Below are 15321 nucleotides of genomic sequence, written 5' to 3'. Positions count from 1 at the left end.
GATGCTATCCGGATGTGTTGGCGGACAGCTTGGTAAGCGCAATGGTAACGAATATAGAAATGGAATGGTAGTTTCGGCCAGTCCGCTTGCTTCTAAAGTTGGCCTTGCTATTTTAAAAAAGGGCGGTAACGCGGTTGATGCTGCGGTTGCTGTGCAGTTTGCCCTGGCTGTTGTTTATCCTAATGCAGGCAATTTGGGTGGTGGTGGTTTTATGGTTTATCGCACTGCTTCGGGAGAAGCAAATACATTGGACTTTAGAGAAAAAGCGGCAGCATTGTCGGCAAGAGACATGTATTTAGATTCTGCCGGAAATGCCATTGTCGATAAAAGTTTGTATGGCCATTTGGCTGCGGGGGTTCCGGGCTCGGTAGCCGGAATGGTTCAGGCTCATCAAAAATATGGAAAACTAAAATGGGCCGATTTAATTGGGCCTGCTATAGATCTGGCTAAAAATGGCTTTAAAGTTAGCGTAAGGCAGGCCAGAGAACTTAACGGACTAAAAGAAACATTTGCTAAGTTCAACCCTGATGGTACTGCTTTTTTAAAAGCAGACGATTGGAAGGAAGGTGATATTTTGATTCAAAAAGAACTGGCCAATACGCTGGAATCGATTAGAGACCATGGCAACGCTGGATTTTATGAAGGGCCGGTTGCAGATAGTTTGGTGGCCGAGATGCAACGAGGGCAGGGAATTATCTCTAAAGAAGATCTTAAAAATTATAAGGCAGTTTGGCGTAAACCTATAATAGGCAATTATAAAGCGTATAAAATTATTACAATGCCGCCGCCATCAAGCGGGGGTATTGCGCTGTTGCAATTGCTGAAATCGGTAGAAAGTTATCCGTTAAAACGATGGGGTTTAAATGCTGATTCAACTGTTCAATTGGTGGTTGAGGCCGAGCGTAGGGTATATGCTGATAGGGCTGCTTACCTTGGCGATCCTGATTTTTTTAAAGTGCCGGAGCAGCAGCTTTTAAATAATGCTTACATAAAAGGTAGGATGAGCAATTTTAGCTGGAACAAGGCAACTCCAAGTACAGAAGTTAAAGAAGGCGATTTAGCTATTCGTGAGCATGAGGAAACTACTCATTTTTCTATTGTAGATAGGGATGGGAATGCGGTAGCAATTACCACAACTTTAAACGGGTCGTACGGTGCAGCAGTAGTAGTAAAAGGAGCGGGTTTCTTGTTAAATAACGAAATGGACGATTTTTCTGTAAAGCCCGGTACACCTAATATGTATGGATTGGTTGGTGGCGAGGCTAATGCCATAGCCCCCGGTAAGCGTATGTTAAGTTCTATGACGCCTACTATTATAGAAAAGGATGGTAAGTTGTGTATGGTAGTGGGCACGCCGGGTGGTTCAACCATTATTACATCGGTTTTTCAAACCATATTAAACGTAATAGAATTCGAAAAGAGTATGCAGCAGGCGGTATCGGCTAAAAAGTTTCATCACCAATGGTTACCTGATGAAGTTTATACAGAGGATAATACGCTTGATAGTTTAACCACTTTAAAACTTAAGGCTAAAGGTTACCATATTGTGCCCCGTGGGCCAATTGGCAGGGTAGATGCAATATTAAAAACCAAGTGGGGGTATTATCAGGGTGGTGCCGATCCAAGAGGCGATGATAGTATTGCCGCATGGTAGTTTTTGTATAGTATATAGTACAATCGATCTCTCTTTTAACTCCTTTAAAAGGTAGTTTAGGCCGTTTGGCCTAAGTATTGAAGGTTAACATTTAAAAATTCTATATATGAAACTAAGATTATTTAAATGTTTACCATTAGCCGTTGCAGGCCTTTTTATAGGTGGTGCAGTTCAGGCTCAGGATTCAACACGGGTTACAAGTGGCGATGCAAATAAGTTAAATACGTGGTCTATTGGTATAAATGGCGGTGCATTAGCTCCAATTTCTCCGTTAGGTGGAAAAAATGATTTCTCGAACTGGAAAAGTAATTTCGGCTACGGATTATACATTAAAAAGCAAATTACACCATATTTCTCATTGCGTTTAGATGGGGTAAGGGGTAAGTTAACCGGCGATAATTCTGAACCATATAAAAGTGGTGCAGTAAACGAGAGTCCGTTTAGTGCTTTTGAAACCAAGTTGGATTATTCAGCAAGTTTAAATGCTGTAGTGAATTTGTTTAATATTGATATGTTCAATAAAAACAATGCATTGCAGTTGTATGCATCGGCAGGTGCTGGTGTTGCAGGTTATAAAGTTAAAACTGCTACAGCAGGTGGTACTTTGACCGACTATAAAAATGGCGAAACACTTAATGAACTGGTTATTCCGGTTGGTGTAGGTGCTAAGTTTAAACTATCGGACAGGATAAACCTTGATCTGGGCTGGACAATGAACTATCTTGATAATGATGATCTTGATGGTTACTATCGCGGAAGCAATGATAAATACTCGTATGCTTATGGTGGTTTAGAATTTGCTTTGGGTAGCGGACAAAAACAGCTTGCATGGCATAATCCTGTAGCTTTAACTTATGATGAGGCTTTACAGGCTAAACAAACTGCCAATGCTTTAAAAGGTGATTTGGAAGCTCAGAAAGCTGAGAACCAAAAGCTAAGAGGCGAAATGAACGATTTGCTGAAAGATACAGATGGCGATGGTGTTGCTGATAAACTGGATAAATGTCCGGGTACGCCTGCAGGAACTGTTGTTGATGGATCTGGATGTCCGCTAAAAGTACCTGCTCCGATTGAAAAAGTAGTGATAACTGAAGCTGACCGTAAGGTTGTTGCTGATGCGATTAAAAACTTAGAGTTTGATTTGGGTAAAGCTACCATCAGGGCAAAATCTTATGCTACATTGAATCGCGTTGCGGCGCTGTTGGTTGAGAAAAACTTTAGCTTAAAATTAGCAGGTCATACTGATAATACAGGATCTGATGCGTTGAATATGAGGTTGTCTAAAGCCAGAGCAGAATCTGTGAAAGCTTATTTAACATCGCAAGGAGCCAATGCTTCGCGTATAGAGGCAACAGGATATGGCGAGAGCCAGCCTATTGCATCAAATAAAACTGCATCGGGCCGTCAACAAAACAGAAGGGTAGAGTTTACGCTTTACTAGTCTGAAACGGTATTAAGTTTGAAAACCCACTCTAAAATAATAGAGTGGGTTTTTTATGTTATAATATTTTGAGAAATATACTTGCAAACTAATTTTTATTTCAATAGCTTTGTTATGCAAGCATAGTATTTAATGAAACAGCAGGAGACAATAGATTATTTTTTAAAAGTAGTGTGGCAAAACATGGCCAATACTTATAACCAGATCGCATCTGGATTCGGGATTACACAGGCAATTGGGTATGTATTAATTAATATAGATAAAGAGGGAACGGCCGTGTCTCAGCTTGCGGGTTTGCTTGGCGTTAAGGCTACAAGTTTATCCAGAATGTTAAACAATATGGAGGATCTGGGGTTAATATATAGGGAAACTTCTGCGGGTGATAAGCGATCGGTTAAGGTTTACCTTACAGATTTTGGTCGTGAGAAAAGGCAGCTTGCAAAAGGTGTGGTTATTTCATTTAATGAGTACCTAAATGAAAACTTAAACTCTCACGAAAAGAACAATTTAATACAATCCTTACAGAAAGTAAATAAACTGACTTTGGCTTATAAAATACCTGTAGAAAACGGCGAAAATAAAGGCTAATTGGGGTATTGCCCGATAATCATTAAAAGCAAAATATACTGATGGAAATGATAAACAAAAAGATAAATAAGGTTGCGGTATTGGGATCTGGTATTATGGGATCGCGTATTGCCTGTCACTTTGCAAATATAGGTGTTGAGGTCTTGTTGTTAGATATTGTGCCAAAAGAGGGGCCTAGAAATGGTATAGTTGATGCAGCATTGCAAACAGCTGTGAAAACTAATCCCTCGCCAGTTTATTCAAAAAAAGTACTTAGCAAAATTACTACCGGTAATTTTGATGATGATATGTCGAAAATTGCAGGCTGCGATTGGATTATTGAGGTTGTTGTAGAGAATCTGGATATAAAGAAAAAGGTATTTGAGCAGGTTGAACAACACCGTAAAGCAGGTACTTTGGTTACTTCAAATACATCTGGTATTCCTATTCATATGATGGCAGAGGGTAGAAGTGATGATTTTAGGGCTAATTTCTGCGGTACGCATTTTTTTAATCCACCACGTTATTTAAGGTTACTTGAAATTATTCCTACGCCGCATACTAAGCCGGAACTGGTTGATTTTCTGATGTATTATGGCGATAAGTTTTTAGGTAAAACGACTGTTTTATGTAAAGATACGCCTGCGTTCATTGCAAACAGGGTTGGGGTGTATTCTATTATGGCGCTATTACATCTAGTTGAAAAGATGGAGCTTACGGTAGAGGAAGTGGATAAATATACCGGTCCGGCCTTGGGCCGACCAAAATCGGCAACTTTCCGTACTACTGATGTGGTTGGGTTAGATACCATGATTAAGGTTGCAAAAGGACTTTATGATAATTGCCCGGATGATAAGGCACATGATCTTTTTAAACTTCCGGCATATGTAGAAAAGATGGAAGCCAACAAATGGCTTGGTGATAAAACCAACCAGGGTTTCTATAAAAAAACAAAAACTGCTGAGGGCAAAACAGAAATTCTTGCACTCGATTTAAAAACACTGGAATACAGACCGCAGGTAAAGGTTAAGTCGGCCACGCTGGATTTGACCAAGCCGATTGAGAACGTAAGAGACAGGATGAAGGTATTTGCTGCTGGAAAAGACAAAGCGGGCGAGCTTTTTAGGGCTTCGTTTTTTGGTCTGTTCGAGTATGTATCTGACAGGATTCCTGAGATTTCTGATGAGCTATATAGAATTGATGATGCCATGCGGGCTGGTTTTGGATGGGATTTGGGACCGTTTGAAGTTTGGGATGCTGTGGGTGTTGCAGAATCTATTGAAGGCATGAAAAAATATGGACATGAGGCTGCGGCCTGGGTTCATGAAATGCTTGCTGCGGGCAATACTTCGTTTTACAAGGTAGAGGATGGTGTGCGTAAATATTATGATATCCCTACTAAAAGCTATAAAGCGGTACAGGGTGCTGAGGCATTTATTATTCTTGATAATTTAAGGGCCAATAAGGTGATCTGGAAAAACTCCGGTGCATCTATTATTGATCTTGGCGATGGCATTATTAACGTAGAGTTTCATTCTAAAATGAATACCATTGGTGGTGATACTTTACAGGCTATTAATAAGGCTATTGATATGGCAGAGAAGGATTACAGAGGGGTGGTTATTGGTAATGATGGTGCAAACTTCTCGGCAGGTGCCAATGTAGGGATGATCTTTATGATGGCGGTTGAGCAGGAATGGGATGAATTGAATATGGCTATAAGGATGTTTCAGAATACTTCTATGCGCATCAGGTATTCATCTATTCCGGTGGTTGTTGCTCCACATAACCTTACGCTTGGTGGGGGCTGTGAGTTTAGCTTACATGCAGATCATGTGCAGCTGAATGCCGAAACCTATATGGGTTTGGTTGAGTTTGGTGTAGGGGTTATTCCTGGTGGTGGTGGTACCAAAGAGTTTGCTTTAAGGGCTTCTGATGAGTACAATGACGATCAGATTGTTCAAAATGTGCTTAAGGATAGGTTTTTAACTATTGGTATGGCTAAGGTTTCTACTTCGGCTGCTGAGGCATTTGAATTGGGTTATTTGCAAAAAGGTAAATATTCTATTTCTATGAACCGCAGCAGACTTATTGCCGATGCCAAGGCTAAAGCAATTGAACTTGCAGATGCAGGTTATACCAAGTCGGTTCAGCGTAAGGATATTAAAGTTTTGGGTAAACAGGGCTTGGGTATTGTTTATGCAGGTGCTAATACCATGTATTCGGGCCATTATATTTCTGAGCACGATAAAAAGATCTCTGAAAAATTAGGCTGGGTAATGTGTGGAGGTGATCTTTCATCGCCTACGGAAGTAACCGAGCAATATTTGCTGGATTTGGAAAGGGAAGTGTTTTTATCGCTCTGCGGTGAAAGGAAAACGCTTGAACGTATCCAAAGCATTGTAACTAAAGGTAAGCCGTTAAGGAATTAATTTTTGATTAAAAAAGATAAGACATGCAAGAAGCATATATTATAGCAGGATATCGTACCGCAGTAGGCAAGGCCCGCGGGGTGTATTTCGTTTTACAAGGGCCGATGATCTGTCTGCCGAAGTGATCAGACATTTGGTGGCTTCGGTGCCAAACCTTGAAAAGGAACAGATTGATGATGTAATTGTGGGTAATGCAACTCCGGAGGCTGAACAGGGGCTGAATATTGGCCGTATGATCTCGCTGATGGGTTTAGATACAGATAAGGTGCCGGGTGTAACTGTAAATAGGTATTGTGCATCGGGATTGGAGACTATTGCAACGGCTGTTGCCAAAATAAAAAGCGGTATGGCCGATTGTATTGTTGCCGGTGGGGTTGAAGTGATGTCGGGTATGCCTTTTGGCGGTTGGAAAGTTGTTCCAAATGCTGAGGTAGCAAGGGTTAATCCGGATTGGTATTGGGGTATGGGGTTAACTGCTGAAGAAGTTGCCCGTGTATACAATGTGAGCAGGGAAGATCAGGATGAGTTTTCTTACCAATCTCATCAGAAGGCAGTTGAGGCTATTAAAAATGGTCATTTGAAAGATGGTCTTTTGCCAATTACAGTAAATGAGAACTATCTGGATGCTGATATGAAAAAGAAAACCAGGACCTATGTAGTGGATACTGATGAAGGGCCAAGGGCTGATACATCAGTAGAGAAACTGGCTAAATTGAAGCCGGTATTTGCAGCCGATGGTTGTATAACTGCCGGAAACTCTTCGCAAACATCTGATGGTGCTGCATTTGTATTGGTGGTTTCTGAAAAGAAAATGAAAGAGTTGGGTGTTGAACCTATTGCAAGGTTGGTAAGTTATGGTATAGCTGGTGTTCCTCCGCGGATTATGGGTATTGGCCCTATATATGCCATTCCTAAAGCTTTGAAACAGGCAGGTATGACGCTTGATCAGATTGAATTGATTGAATTGAATGAGGCCTTTGCTTCTCAATCGCTGGCGGTTGTTAGAGAATTAAGAATCAATAAGGATATTTTAAATGTTAACGGAGGTGCTATTGCACTTGGTCATCCGCTTGGATGTACCGGTGCAAAACTATCTGTGCAGTTGTTTAATGAATTAAAAAGAAGAAAACAGAAATACGGTATGGTAACCATGTGTGTGGGTAGCGGGCAAGGTGCTGCCGGTATTTTTGAAATGCTTTAATCTTATAGGTATATGGAGACTACAGACAAAAAGACTATTAAGGGTGGAGAGTTTTTGATAACAGAAACCGCCTATCAGGATGTATTTATTCCTGAAGAATTTGATGAAGAGCAGAAAATGATTGCACAAACCTGTCGTGATTTCCTTGTGGCAGAGGTGTATCCAAATCTGGAGCGTATTGATATGCAGGAAGAGGGGTTGATGCCTTCACTAATGGATAAAGCAGGTGAGTTGGGTATTCTTGGTGTTTCTATACCTGAAGAGTACGGTGGTTTTGGAAAGAACTTTAATACCTCGATGCTGGTAGCCGATGTTATTGGTGCTGGTCATTCTTTTGCTGTTGCGCTTTCAGCCCATACCGGAATTGGTACTTTACCTATTCTGTATTATGGAAATGCTGCCCAAAAAGATAAGTATATACCTAAACTGGCTACTGGCGAGTGGAAAGCGGCATATTGTTTAACTGAACCAAACTCTGGTTCTGATGCCAACTCTGGCAAAACAAAGGCTAAGCTAAGTGCTGATGGTAAACATTATGTAATTAATGGTCAGAAAATGTGGATTACCAATGGTGGCTTTGCAGATATATTTATTGTTTTTGCTAAGATTGATGATGATAAAAACCTAACTGCTTTTATTGTTGAACGTGAGTTTGGTGGTATTACCATGAACCCTGAAGAGCATAAGATGGGTATTAAAGGCTCGTCGACCCGACAGGTGTTTTTTAACGACTGCCCTGTACCTGTAGAAAATATGCTATCTGAGCGTGAGAACGGATTTAAGATTGCCGTAAATATTTTAAATATTGGAAGGATTAAACTTGCAGCTGCGGCTATTGGTGCTTCTAAATCAGTTATAGATACTGCCATTAATTACTCGAACGAGCGTATTCAGTTTGAACGACCTATTTCTAAATACGGCGCTATCCGCCATAAACTTGCTGAGATGGCATCTAAAGTTTATGCTGTGGAATCTGCTAATTACCGTGCTGGTCAGAATATTGATGATGCTTATGATACCTTGGTTGCGGGTGGTATGGATGCAGGTAAGGCCAAATTAAAATCTACTGAGCAGTTTGCAGTAGAGTGTGCAATTTTGAAGGTTTGGGGTTCTGAGGCATTGGATTTTGTTGTTGATGAAGGTGTGCAGATTTATGGTGGTATGGGATTTTCGGCAGAAGCGCCAATGGATAGGGCTTATCGCGATGCGAGGATTAACAGGATATTTGAAGGGACTAACGAGATAAACAGATTGCTTACGGTTGATATGATGTTGAAGCGTGCAATGAAGGGTGAATTGGATTTGATGACACCGGCAACTGCTGTGGCTGCTGAGTTGATGTCTATTCCTGAATTTGGTGAGGAGGATGATACTTTGTTTGCCGCTGAGAAAAAGATTCTTAAAAACCTTAAAAAGGCTACTTTAATGGTTGCCGGCGCCGCTGTTCAGAAATTGATGATGAGCTTGTCTAAAGAGCAGGAAATTCTAATGAATATTGCTGATATGGCTAGCTATGTTTATGTGGCTGAATCGGCAATGCTAAGAACTGAGAAACTGGTAAGTTTAAGAGGGGAAAAGGAATGCGAAGGGCAGTTGAATTTAATGCGTATTTACTTTGTAGAAGCTATTGATGCGGTTCAAAAAGCAGGTAAAGAAGCGTTATGGGCTTTTGCAGAGGGTGATGAGTTGAGAATGATGATGGTTGGTTTACGCAGGTTTACTAAAGCAGAGCCATTTAATGTTAAAAATGTTCGCCAAAGTGTGGCACAGCAGTTGATTGCTGCAAATAGATATTGTTACTAACTTATTTTATACTAGAAGTAACATTTCATAAATAAACTGGGCGCCCCTAAATGTTTTAGGGGCGTTTTTTATGTGAATTGTTAAAATTGGTTAAAAATTGTTCTATCGCCAATAAAAGACTATTTTTGTGCATTATGTTAAAAAATAGGCTTTTATTAGGGATAGCTGTCATTGTTGGCATTTTAGCTGCGTGTACAAAACCTGAAGTCTATGATGAAAATGCTCAGTTTGAGATTGATGAAACAATAATTAAGGACTGGGCAACGGCAAAAAAGGTCACTTTAGTGAAAGATACCAGCGGGCTTTATTACAAGATTGACACTCTTGGTACCGGGGCTGACGACCGTAATGCAACTGACACCTTAACTGTGGAGTATGAAGGCAGGTTAATGACGGATTCAGTTTTTAGTAAGGCTACCGCCGATAATCCGTTTAAGTTTATCCGGGAAAGTGTAATGCCGGGCTGGAGAATAGGCTTGTCTTTAATTAAACCGGGCGGACGGATAGAATTATTGGTTCCCTCAAAGCTGGCATATAGGAATTATCCTACTCCGGGAGTGCCGGCAAATTCAGTTTTACATTTTGTTATTGATTATAAAAAAGTTGCTAAAAAAGTAGATAAATAAAAATAGTATGTTAAAAAAAATAACCTCATATACCTTTCTTCTTGTAGGTTTAATTCTTCTAAATTCTTGTAAAAAGGAATATGAGTCCATTCAAAGTATAGATGATACTAAAATAAAAGATTACATCTCACGTAATAATATCACCGATGCAATTGAAGATCCTGATAAAACCGGATTCTATTACCAGATTAAAACTCAGGGAACAGGGGAGCTGTTTAAGACCACTGATTCTGTTTTGTATTCTGTATCGGTAAAATCGTTGCTTAGCGGAACGGATTATTACACCACTCCTTCAATTACTAACCTTGGAACATACGTGGGTTATGCCAGTTCTTTTTCTTATGCTACTACCAACGGTTCTGTAGGTTTTGCACTTCCTGCTTTAAGGAAGGTATTACAGACGCTTAAACCAGGTGGTGTTGCAAGAATATTATTGCCTTCGTACCTTGCTTTTGGTAAAAATGGAGCTACTCTTTTAAATGTTCCTTCGAACGAGAACATAGAATTCACGCTAACTACTTATCCTGAAAAATCGCAAAGATTGCTGGATGACAGAAGAATCAGAGAGTTCCTGCAGTCAAAAGGCTTAACCGCTACAAAAGATGCCTCAACAGGTGTTTATTACGCTGTTACTGATGCCGGGACGGGTACTGCTATAGAACTTACTTCTACTTTGAAGGCTAAATACACAGGGCGTAAACTTGATGGAAATGTGTTCGATTCAAGTACTGATGGTACATTCTCGACTACGTTATTGCAAGTTATTTCAGGATGGGAAGTATTAAAGAATTTTAAAAAGGGTGCGAAAGTACGACTTTTCATTCCGTCTTTAGAGGCCTATGGAACTGCTGGTAGTTCAACAGGAACTATTCCTGCTAATGCCTGTTTAGATTTTGATATTGAAGTTGTTGATGTTACCAATTAACATATTGAAGTAACACTGAATAGGGTTATTCATTTAAGGCCTCCTTAAAAACTTTTAATACCCTTTCTCTTGCAAAAGCATGTTCAACTATAGGTTGTACATGCTTTTGTTGTTTATACTCGGGTAGCCATTTGTTAACGTAAGCCTGATCTGGATCAAACTTTTTGGCTTGCAGCTCGGGGTTAAATACCCGGAAGTAGGGAGCAGCATCGTTTCCGCAGCCACATGACCATTGCCAGCCTCCAATATTACTGGCCATTTCATAATCTAATAACTTCTCTGCGAAATAGGCTTCACCCAAGCGCCAGTCTATTAGCAGGTGCTTAGTTAAAAAGGAGGCTACAACCATTCGCACTCTGTTGTGCATATATCCGGTTTGATTGAGTTGTCTCATGCCTGCATCTACCAATGGATAGCCTGTTTTTCCGTTACACCAGGCCTCGAACTCTGATTCATTGTTCCGCCACTTTATATTATCGTATGCCGGTTTAAAAGATTGATGAACAATTCTTGGGAAGTGCCAGAGTATCATCATGTAAAAATCTCTCCATGCCAATTCAGATAACCACTTGCGGGCATTTTGTTTTATTGCCTGACTGGCTGCTTCACGGATACTAATTGTGCCAAAACGAAGGTGCATGCCAATCTGTGTGGTAGCGTCGAGAGCGGGAAAGTCTCTCTTGTCTTCATAGTCAGTAAGTTTCTTGTTGAAGGTCTTTGTCGGGAATTTTTGAGGTGATTCTTTAAAACCTATATCTGCCAATGTAGGTATTGGCAGAGGTGCAATTTTAAGAAGGTTATTGAAGTAATTATTTGAAGGATATGACTTTGTGTAAAACTCATTAAGTTTTGATTGCCATTGGTTAAAGTAGGGCGTAAAAACGGTATAAGGCTTGCCATCGGCTTTTAAGATTTCGTTCTTTTCAAATATTACCTGATCTTTTAGTGTTTTGAATTCAATCTGCTCAGATGCAAGATATTCTGCCAGTGCATCGTCTCTTTTAATGGCATCAGGTTCGTAATCATGGTTGGTATAAACAGCTTTTACATTGTATGTTTTTAAAATCTCACCCCATACCTTTTCAGGTGTGCCGTGTTTAATGGCTATGGTAGATTTATGTTTTGTTAGCATTGAGTGGATTTCCTCTAATGTTTGATGTATAAAGGTGACCCTGGAGTCGTGCTGGTTTGGAAGTTTACTGAGGATTTTTGTGTCAAATATGAAAAGGATAAGCACCGGATATTGTGCTTTTAGCGCTGCATAAAGAGCGGCATTATCATTTAATCTTAAATCTCGTCTGATCCAGCAGATGCTTATTTCTTTTTCCACTATTTATAAATATCGGTTAACGCATCCTCTAAATGGGTGTATTTAAATGTAAAACCTGCATCCAGGAGTTTTTGTGCCGATGTATTTGTACTTATCAAGGGCAGGATACTCATTTTTCCAAGAATCATCTCCAGCACTTTTTCTGGTACATGTATGGGCCATACAGGGCGTTTTATGGTTTTTGCTATTGCTTTTGTTAAGGTCTCGTTAGTTACCGGAAAAGGCGCACATGCGTTGTAAGCACCCTGGTATAGTGGGTTCTCGACTGCAGAGACAAACATATTTACAATATCATCAACATGAACCCAGGGTGTCCATTGCTTGCCGCTACCAAGGGGAGCGCCAACGAAATAACGGATTGGCTTCTCTAAAGAGGCCAGACCTCCTTCTGATTTGTTGAGCACAAAGCCAATTCTGAATTTAACTGTCCGTAGGCCGTATGAGGTGCCTTCATCTACAGCTTCTTCCCACAATTTACAGCACCTGGAAAGAAATCCTGTACTGGTTCCTGATTCTTCTGTTAATATTTCATCACCACGATTCCCATAATAACCAATTGCAGAGGCAGAAATAAAGGTTTTTACTGGGGACTGTGTTTCTTTTATGGTTTTGTGAAGTAGTTGCGCAGACATTACCCGGCTATCTATAATTTGTTGTTTGCGCTCTTTTGTCCATTTCTTTTCTGCAATGCTTTCTCCTGCCAAATGTATGATCGTATCAATTCCCCGCAAGCAATTGTGGTCAATAGTTTGCTTATAAACATCCCACAAATACACGGTTGCATTTTTAATATTATTCGCTTTTCTGGCTAATACTGAAACCTTATGCCCGTTGTTGTGTAAGGCATTTATTAGTTTTTTGCCTACCATACCGGTTGCTCCAGTAATCAAGATTTGATTTCTCATACTTCAATAACCCATTAGTTTAGCTTTAAGTTTTGCAAAAAAGCGCTTTTTATGGCTTCCATTTGTTTCGCTAGTGTAAATATTGACCTTCTGATTCTTATTCGGATAAAAAATCGTATATTTTTGTAATTAGTACACAAAACTCAGTTGCAAGTTAATGAAGTCTAAGAAAATATTGGTGTGGTTCAGGAATGATCTTCGCTTACATGATAATGAAATGTTAGTTGAAGCAATTGCTAAATCGGACTGTATTTTACCTATTTATTTTTTTGATCCACGGTATTTTGAGAGTACTTCTTTTGAGACAGAGAAGACGGGAGCACGCAGGGCGCAGTTCTTATTGGAAAGTGTCTTGGCACTGAGAACGGCATTTCAAAAATTGGGTGGAGATATATTGTTGATTCAGGGTAAACCTGAGGAGCATATCCCTATTATTGTTGAACAGTTAGAAATTTCGGAAGTATATCATCACCGGGAGGTGGGGCCAGAAGAGACTTTAGTATCTGGTTATGTAGAGGATGCCTTATGGAAGCAAAGGGTTAATTTGAAGCATTTTATTGGGCATACACTTTATAATAAAGAAGATTTACCTTTTCCCATAAAGGATATTCCTGATGTTTTTACTCAGTTTAAAAAGAAAACTGAACGAGATGCGATTGTGAAATCCTGCTTTGAGTCGCCTTTAGAAATTACTTTTGCTGAAAATGAAAATTGGGGTGCACTACCTTCTTTATTAGAACTGGGGCTTGCTGAGCCTGGGTTTGTAAGTTTTGATAATGAAACCAGGGGAGGAGAATTGGATGGACTGGAGCATTTGACGAAATTACTTGAGCCAGGATCAGAAATTTATACCAAATACAGCTCAAAGGTTTTGGCAGATAAACAGGGATTTACTTCTAAAATTTCCGGATGGCTTTCATTCGGTTGTCTTTCGCCAAGAAAGGTTTATTGGATGGTAAAAGAGGCTGAGGCAAGTTTTGGGCCTAACCCTAATTTTAATCAGATATTGCTGGGATTGCTTTGGCGTGATTACTTTAGGTTTATGTTTAAGAAACATGGCATTAAGTTTTTTCAGGAGCCTGATTTTGAAGAAATGATTTTATCGCCAGTGGAAGTTGACGTTGCCCAGGTAAAAAAATGGAAAAATGGGGAGACCGGACATTTACTGGTTGATAAGTATATGAAGGAGTTGAATGACTCTGGATTTATTCCGCATGCAGCGCGTTTGGTGGTTGCCACTTTTCTGATTCATGTTTTAAAAGTGCACTGGACCATTGGTGCTGCTTATTTTGAAGAAAAGCTTATTGATTATGCGCCTGCAAGCAACTGGGGTAATTGGGCAAATGTTGCGGGTGCCGGCCTTGACCTTAAATCAAAGAATACATTTGATCTTGATAAGCAAATGAAAATTCTGGATGTAGTATCTCCTGATACTGCGCCTGTTGCCTGATATTTCCTTTAGTATTTTTTGTTTTTGCGCGCTTGTTTGAAAAAATGTTAAACAAAAATTGTTTTTTAAACAAAGTTGTTTAACATTTGTTGTTCAATATAGTGTGAAAAAATACTCAATTAGCGATATCGAAGGCCTTATAGGCATAAAAGCACATACCATTAGGGCATGGGAAATACGGTACAATCTTGTACCGCCCAAAAGGACGTTAACCAACATCAGGTATTATGATGAGGAGGATTTAAAATCACTTTTAAATATTGTTACGCTTAATGAAAACGGCTACAAGATTAGCAAAATAGCTAAAATGAGTAAGCAGCAGATTTTTGATCTGGTTACTCAACTTAAGGCCGACTGGCATAATGATTCTGTTCAGATACTTAGCCTTTCTAATGCAACTATCGATTATAATGAAGAGGCTTTTTCAAATACCCTGGCTGGCTGTATTGAGGAAATGGGTTTGATTCAAACTATGGATCTGGTATTGTTCCCTTTTATGAAGAAGGTTGGTATGCTTTGGCAAACGGGAGCTATTGATCCTTCTCATGAACATTTTGCTTCTAACCTGATAAGAGATCGTATTATTGTTGAGATTGATAAGGTTGAGAAGCCTCATAAGGATGAACCTAAACGCTTTCTGCTTTTTTTGCCAGAGGCTGAGATGCATGAGGCTGGTTTGTTATTTGCGAGATTTTTACTGAAAAGCTGCGGACAGGATACATTGTACCTTGGTTCGGGAATACCTTATGCTGACCTGAAAAAAATAATAGCGGCCTATAAACCTGACTACTCTTTTATTGTGCTGACCTCATTAAATTTAGGTAAGGATATTAATAAAATAGTAGGAAAGGTGATGGATAATTTGAACGTACCGCTGTTAGTGGCAGGGAGTTTGATATCTGAATTTGACATTCTTGTGAAGGATCAACTGACTCCACTAAAAAATGTTTGCGATATGGTTGATTTTCTTGAAGATTTATAAGGAAA

At 39.7% G+C, this 15321-nt stretch carries 11 protein-coding genes and 1 pseudogene; 10 read left to right on the top strand and 2 right to left on the bottom strand.

The window, feature by feature from the left end; genetic code table 11:
* Position 1 precedes the first annotated feature (1 nt).
* From ggt to CPT03_RS15830, 8 genes and pseudogenes are all read left to right on the top strand, one after another.
* Positions 2 to 1654: a gamma-glutamyltransferase gene (ggt, locus tag CPT03_RS15865; protein WP_099439746.1), complete on the top strand. Its 1653-nt coding sequence runs from the start codon at positions 2 to 4 to the stop codon at positions 1652 to 1654.
* Between the two features lie 106 nt (positions 1655 to 1760).
* The gene (locus CPT03_RS15860; protein ID WP_099439745.1) at positions 1761 to 3095 is read left to right on the top strand and encodes a DUF6089 family protein; all 1335 of its coding nucleotides are present in this window, start codon (positions 1761 to 1763) and stop codon (positions 3093 to 3095) included.
* A gap of 132 nt (positions 3096 to 3227) precedes the next feature.
* Entirely contained in the window at positions 3228 to 3683 is a 456-nt protein-coding gene (locus CPT03_RS15855; RefSeq protein WP_099439744.1) for a MarR family winged helix-turn-helix transcriptional regulator, read from the top strand.
* A gap of 47 nt (positions 3684 to 3730) precedes the next feature.
* Entirely contained in the window at positions 3731 to 6094 is a 2364-nt protein-coding gene (locus CPT03_RS15850) for a 3-hydroxyacyl-CoA dehydrogenase/enoyl-CoA hydratase family protein (RefSeq protein ID WP_099441147.1), read from the top strand.
* A gap of 23 nt (positions 6095 to 6117) precedes the next feature.
* Positions 6118 to 7295 (top strand): annotated as a pseudogene (locus CPT03_RS15845) (acetyl-CoA C-acyltransferase).
* Positions 7296 to 7307: 12 nt separating this feature from the next.
* On the top strand, positions 7308 to 9098 hold the full coding sequence (locus CPT03_RS15840; protein WP_099439743.1) for an acyl-CoA dehydrogenase family protein: 1791 nt from the start codon (positions 7308 to 7310) through the stop codon (positions 9096 to 9098).
* A gap of 134 nt (positions 9099 to 9232) precedes the next feature.
* On the top strand, positions 9233 to 9724 hold the full coding sequence (locus CPT03_RS15835; RefSeq protein WP_099439742.1) for an FKBP-type peptidyl-prolyl cis-trans isomerase: 492 nt from the start codon (positions 9233 to 9235) through the stop codon (positions 9722 to 9724).
* Between the two features lie 7 nt (positions 9725 to 9731).
* Positions 9732 to 10649 (top strand): FKBP-type peptidyl-prolyl cis-trans isomerase, encoded by a 918-nt coding sequence (locus tag CPT03_RS15830; protein WP_099439741.1) that lies wholly within the window; start codon positions 9732 to 9734, stop codon positions 10647 to 10649.
* Between the two features lie 25 nt (positions 10650 to 10674).
* Here the strand turns inward: CPT03_RS15830 and CPT03_RS15825 are convergent, their stop codons facing one another.
* Together CPT03_RS15825 and CPT03_RS15820 are read right to left on the bottom strand one after the other, a co-directional pair.
* Positions 10675 to 11979 carry a cryptochrome/photolyase family protein gene (locus tag CPT03_RS15825; RefSeq protein ID WP_099439740.1) on the bottom strand — a complete coding sequence of 435 codons (1305 nt, stop codon included), beginning with the start codon at positions 11977 to 11979 and terminating at the stop codon, positions 10675 to 10677.
* On the bottom strand, positions 11979 to 12884 hold the full coding sequence (locus tag CPT03_RS15820; protein ID WP_099439739.1) for a TIGR01777 family oxidoreductase: 906 nt from the start codon (positions 12882 to 12884) through the stop codon (positions 11979 to 11981). Before CPT03_RS15820 ends, CPT03_RS15825 begins: the two co-directional genes overlap by 1 nt.
* Before the next feature lie 157 nt (positions 12885 to 13041).
* Between CPT03_RS15820 and CPT03_RS15815 the strand changes: the two genes are divergently transcribed.
* Together CPT03_RS15815 and CPT03_RS15810 are read left to right on the top strand one after the other, a co-directional pair.
* Positions 13042 to 14334, top strand: coding sequence for a DASH family cryptochrome (locus CPT03_RS15815; RefSeq protein WP_099439738.1), 1293 nt, complete (start codon positions 13042 to 13044; stop codon positions 14332 to 14334).
* A 103-nt stretch (positions 14335 to 14437) separates the two neighbouring features.
* Positions 14438 to 15316 (top strand): MerR family transcriptional regulator, encoded by an 879-nt coding sequence (locus tag CPT03_RS15810; RefSeq protein WP_245869862.1) that lies wholly within the window; start codon positions 14438 to 14440, stop codon positions 15314 to 15316.
* Positions 15317 to 15321 lie beyond the last annotated feature (5 nt).

The organism is Pedobacter ginsengisoli (genome assembly GCF_002736205.1).
GTDB classification, from domain to species: domain Bacteria; phylum Bacteroidota; class Bacteroidia; order Sphingobacteriales; family Sphingobacteriaceae; genus Pedobacter; species Pedobacter ginsengisoli_A.
The sequence above is the reverse complement of the archived record's forward strand: the minus strand, read 5'-3'. Positions and strand labels throughout refer to the sequence as shown.

What these genes read in the sequence shown, in the direction of transcription:
- ggt (WP_099439746.1), top strand. Translation starts at nt 2, where the DNA reads ATGCTATCCGGATGTGTTGGCGGACAGCTTGGTAAGCGCAATGGTAAC.
- CPT03_RS15860 (WP_099439745.1), top strand. Translation starts at nt 1,761, where the DNA reads ATGAAACTAAGATTATTTAAATGTTTACCATTAGCCGTTGCAGGCCTT.
- CPT03_RS15855 (WP_099439744.1), top strand. Translation starts at nt 3,228, where the DNA reads ATGAAACAGCAGGAGACAATAGATTATTTTTTAAAAGTAGTGTGGCAA.
- CPT03_RS15850 (WP_099441147.1), top strand. Translation starts at nt 3,731, where the DNA reads ATGATAAACAAAAAGATAAATAAGGTTGCGGTATTGGGATCTGGTATT.
- CPT03_RS15840 (WP_099439743.1), top strand. Translation starts at nt 7,308, where the DNA reads ATGGAGACTACAGACAAAAAGACTATTAAGGGTGGAGAGTTTTTGATA.
- CPT03_RS15835 (WP_099439742.1), top strand. Translation starts at nt 9,233, where the DNA reads ATGTTAAAAAATAGGCTTTTATTAGGGATAGCTGTCATTGTTGGCATT.
- CPT03_RS15830 (WP_099439741.1), top strand. Translation starts at nt 9,732, where the DNA reads ATGTTAAAAAAAATAACCTCATATACCTTTCTTCTTGTAGGTTTAATT.
- CPT03_RS15820 (WP_099439739.1), bottom strand. Translation starts at nt 12,884, where the DNA reads ATGAGAAATCAAATCTTGATTACTGGAGCAACCGGTATGGTAGGCAAA.
- CPT03_RS15815 (WP_099439738.1), top strand. Translation starts at nt 13,042, where the DNA reads ATGAAGTCTAAGAAAATATTGGTGTGGTTCAGGAATGATCTTCGCTTA.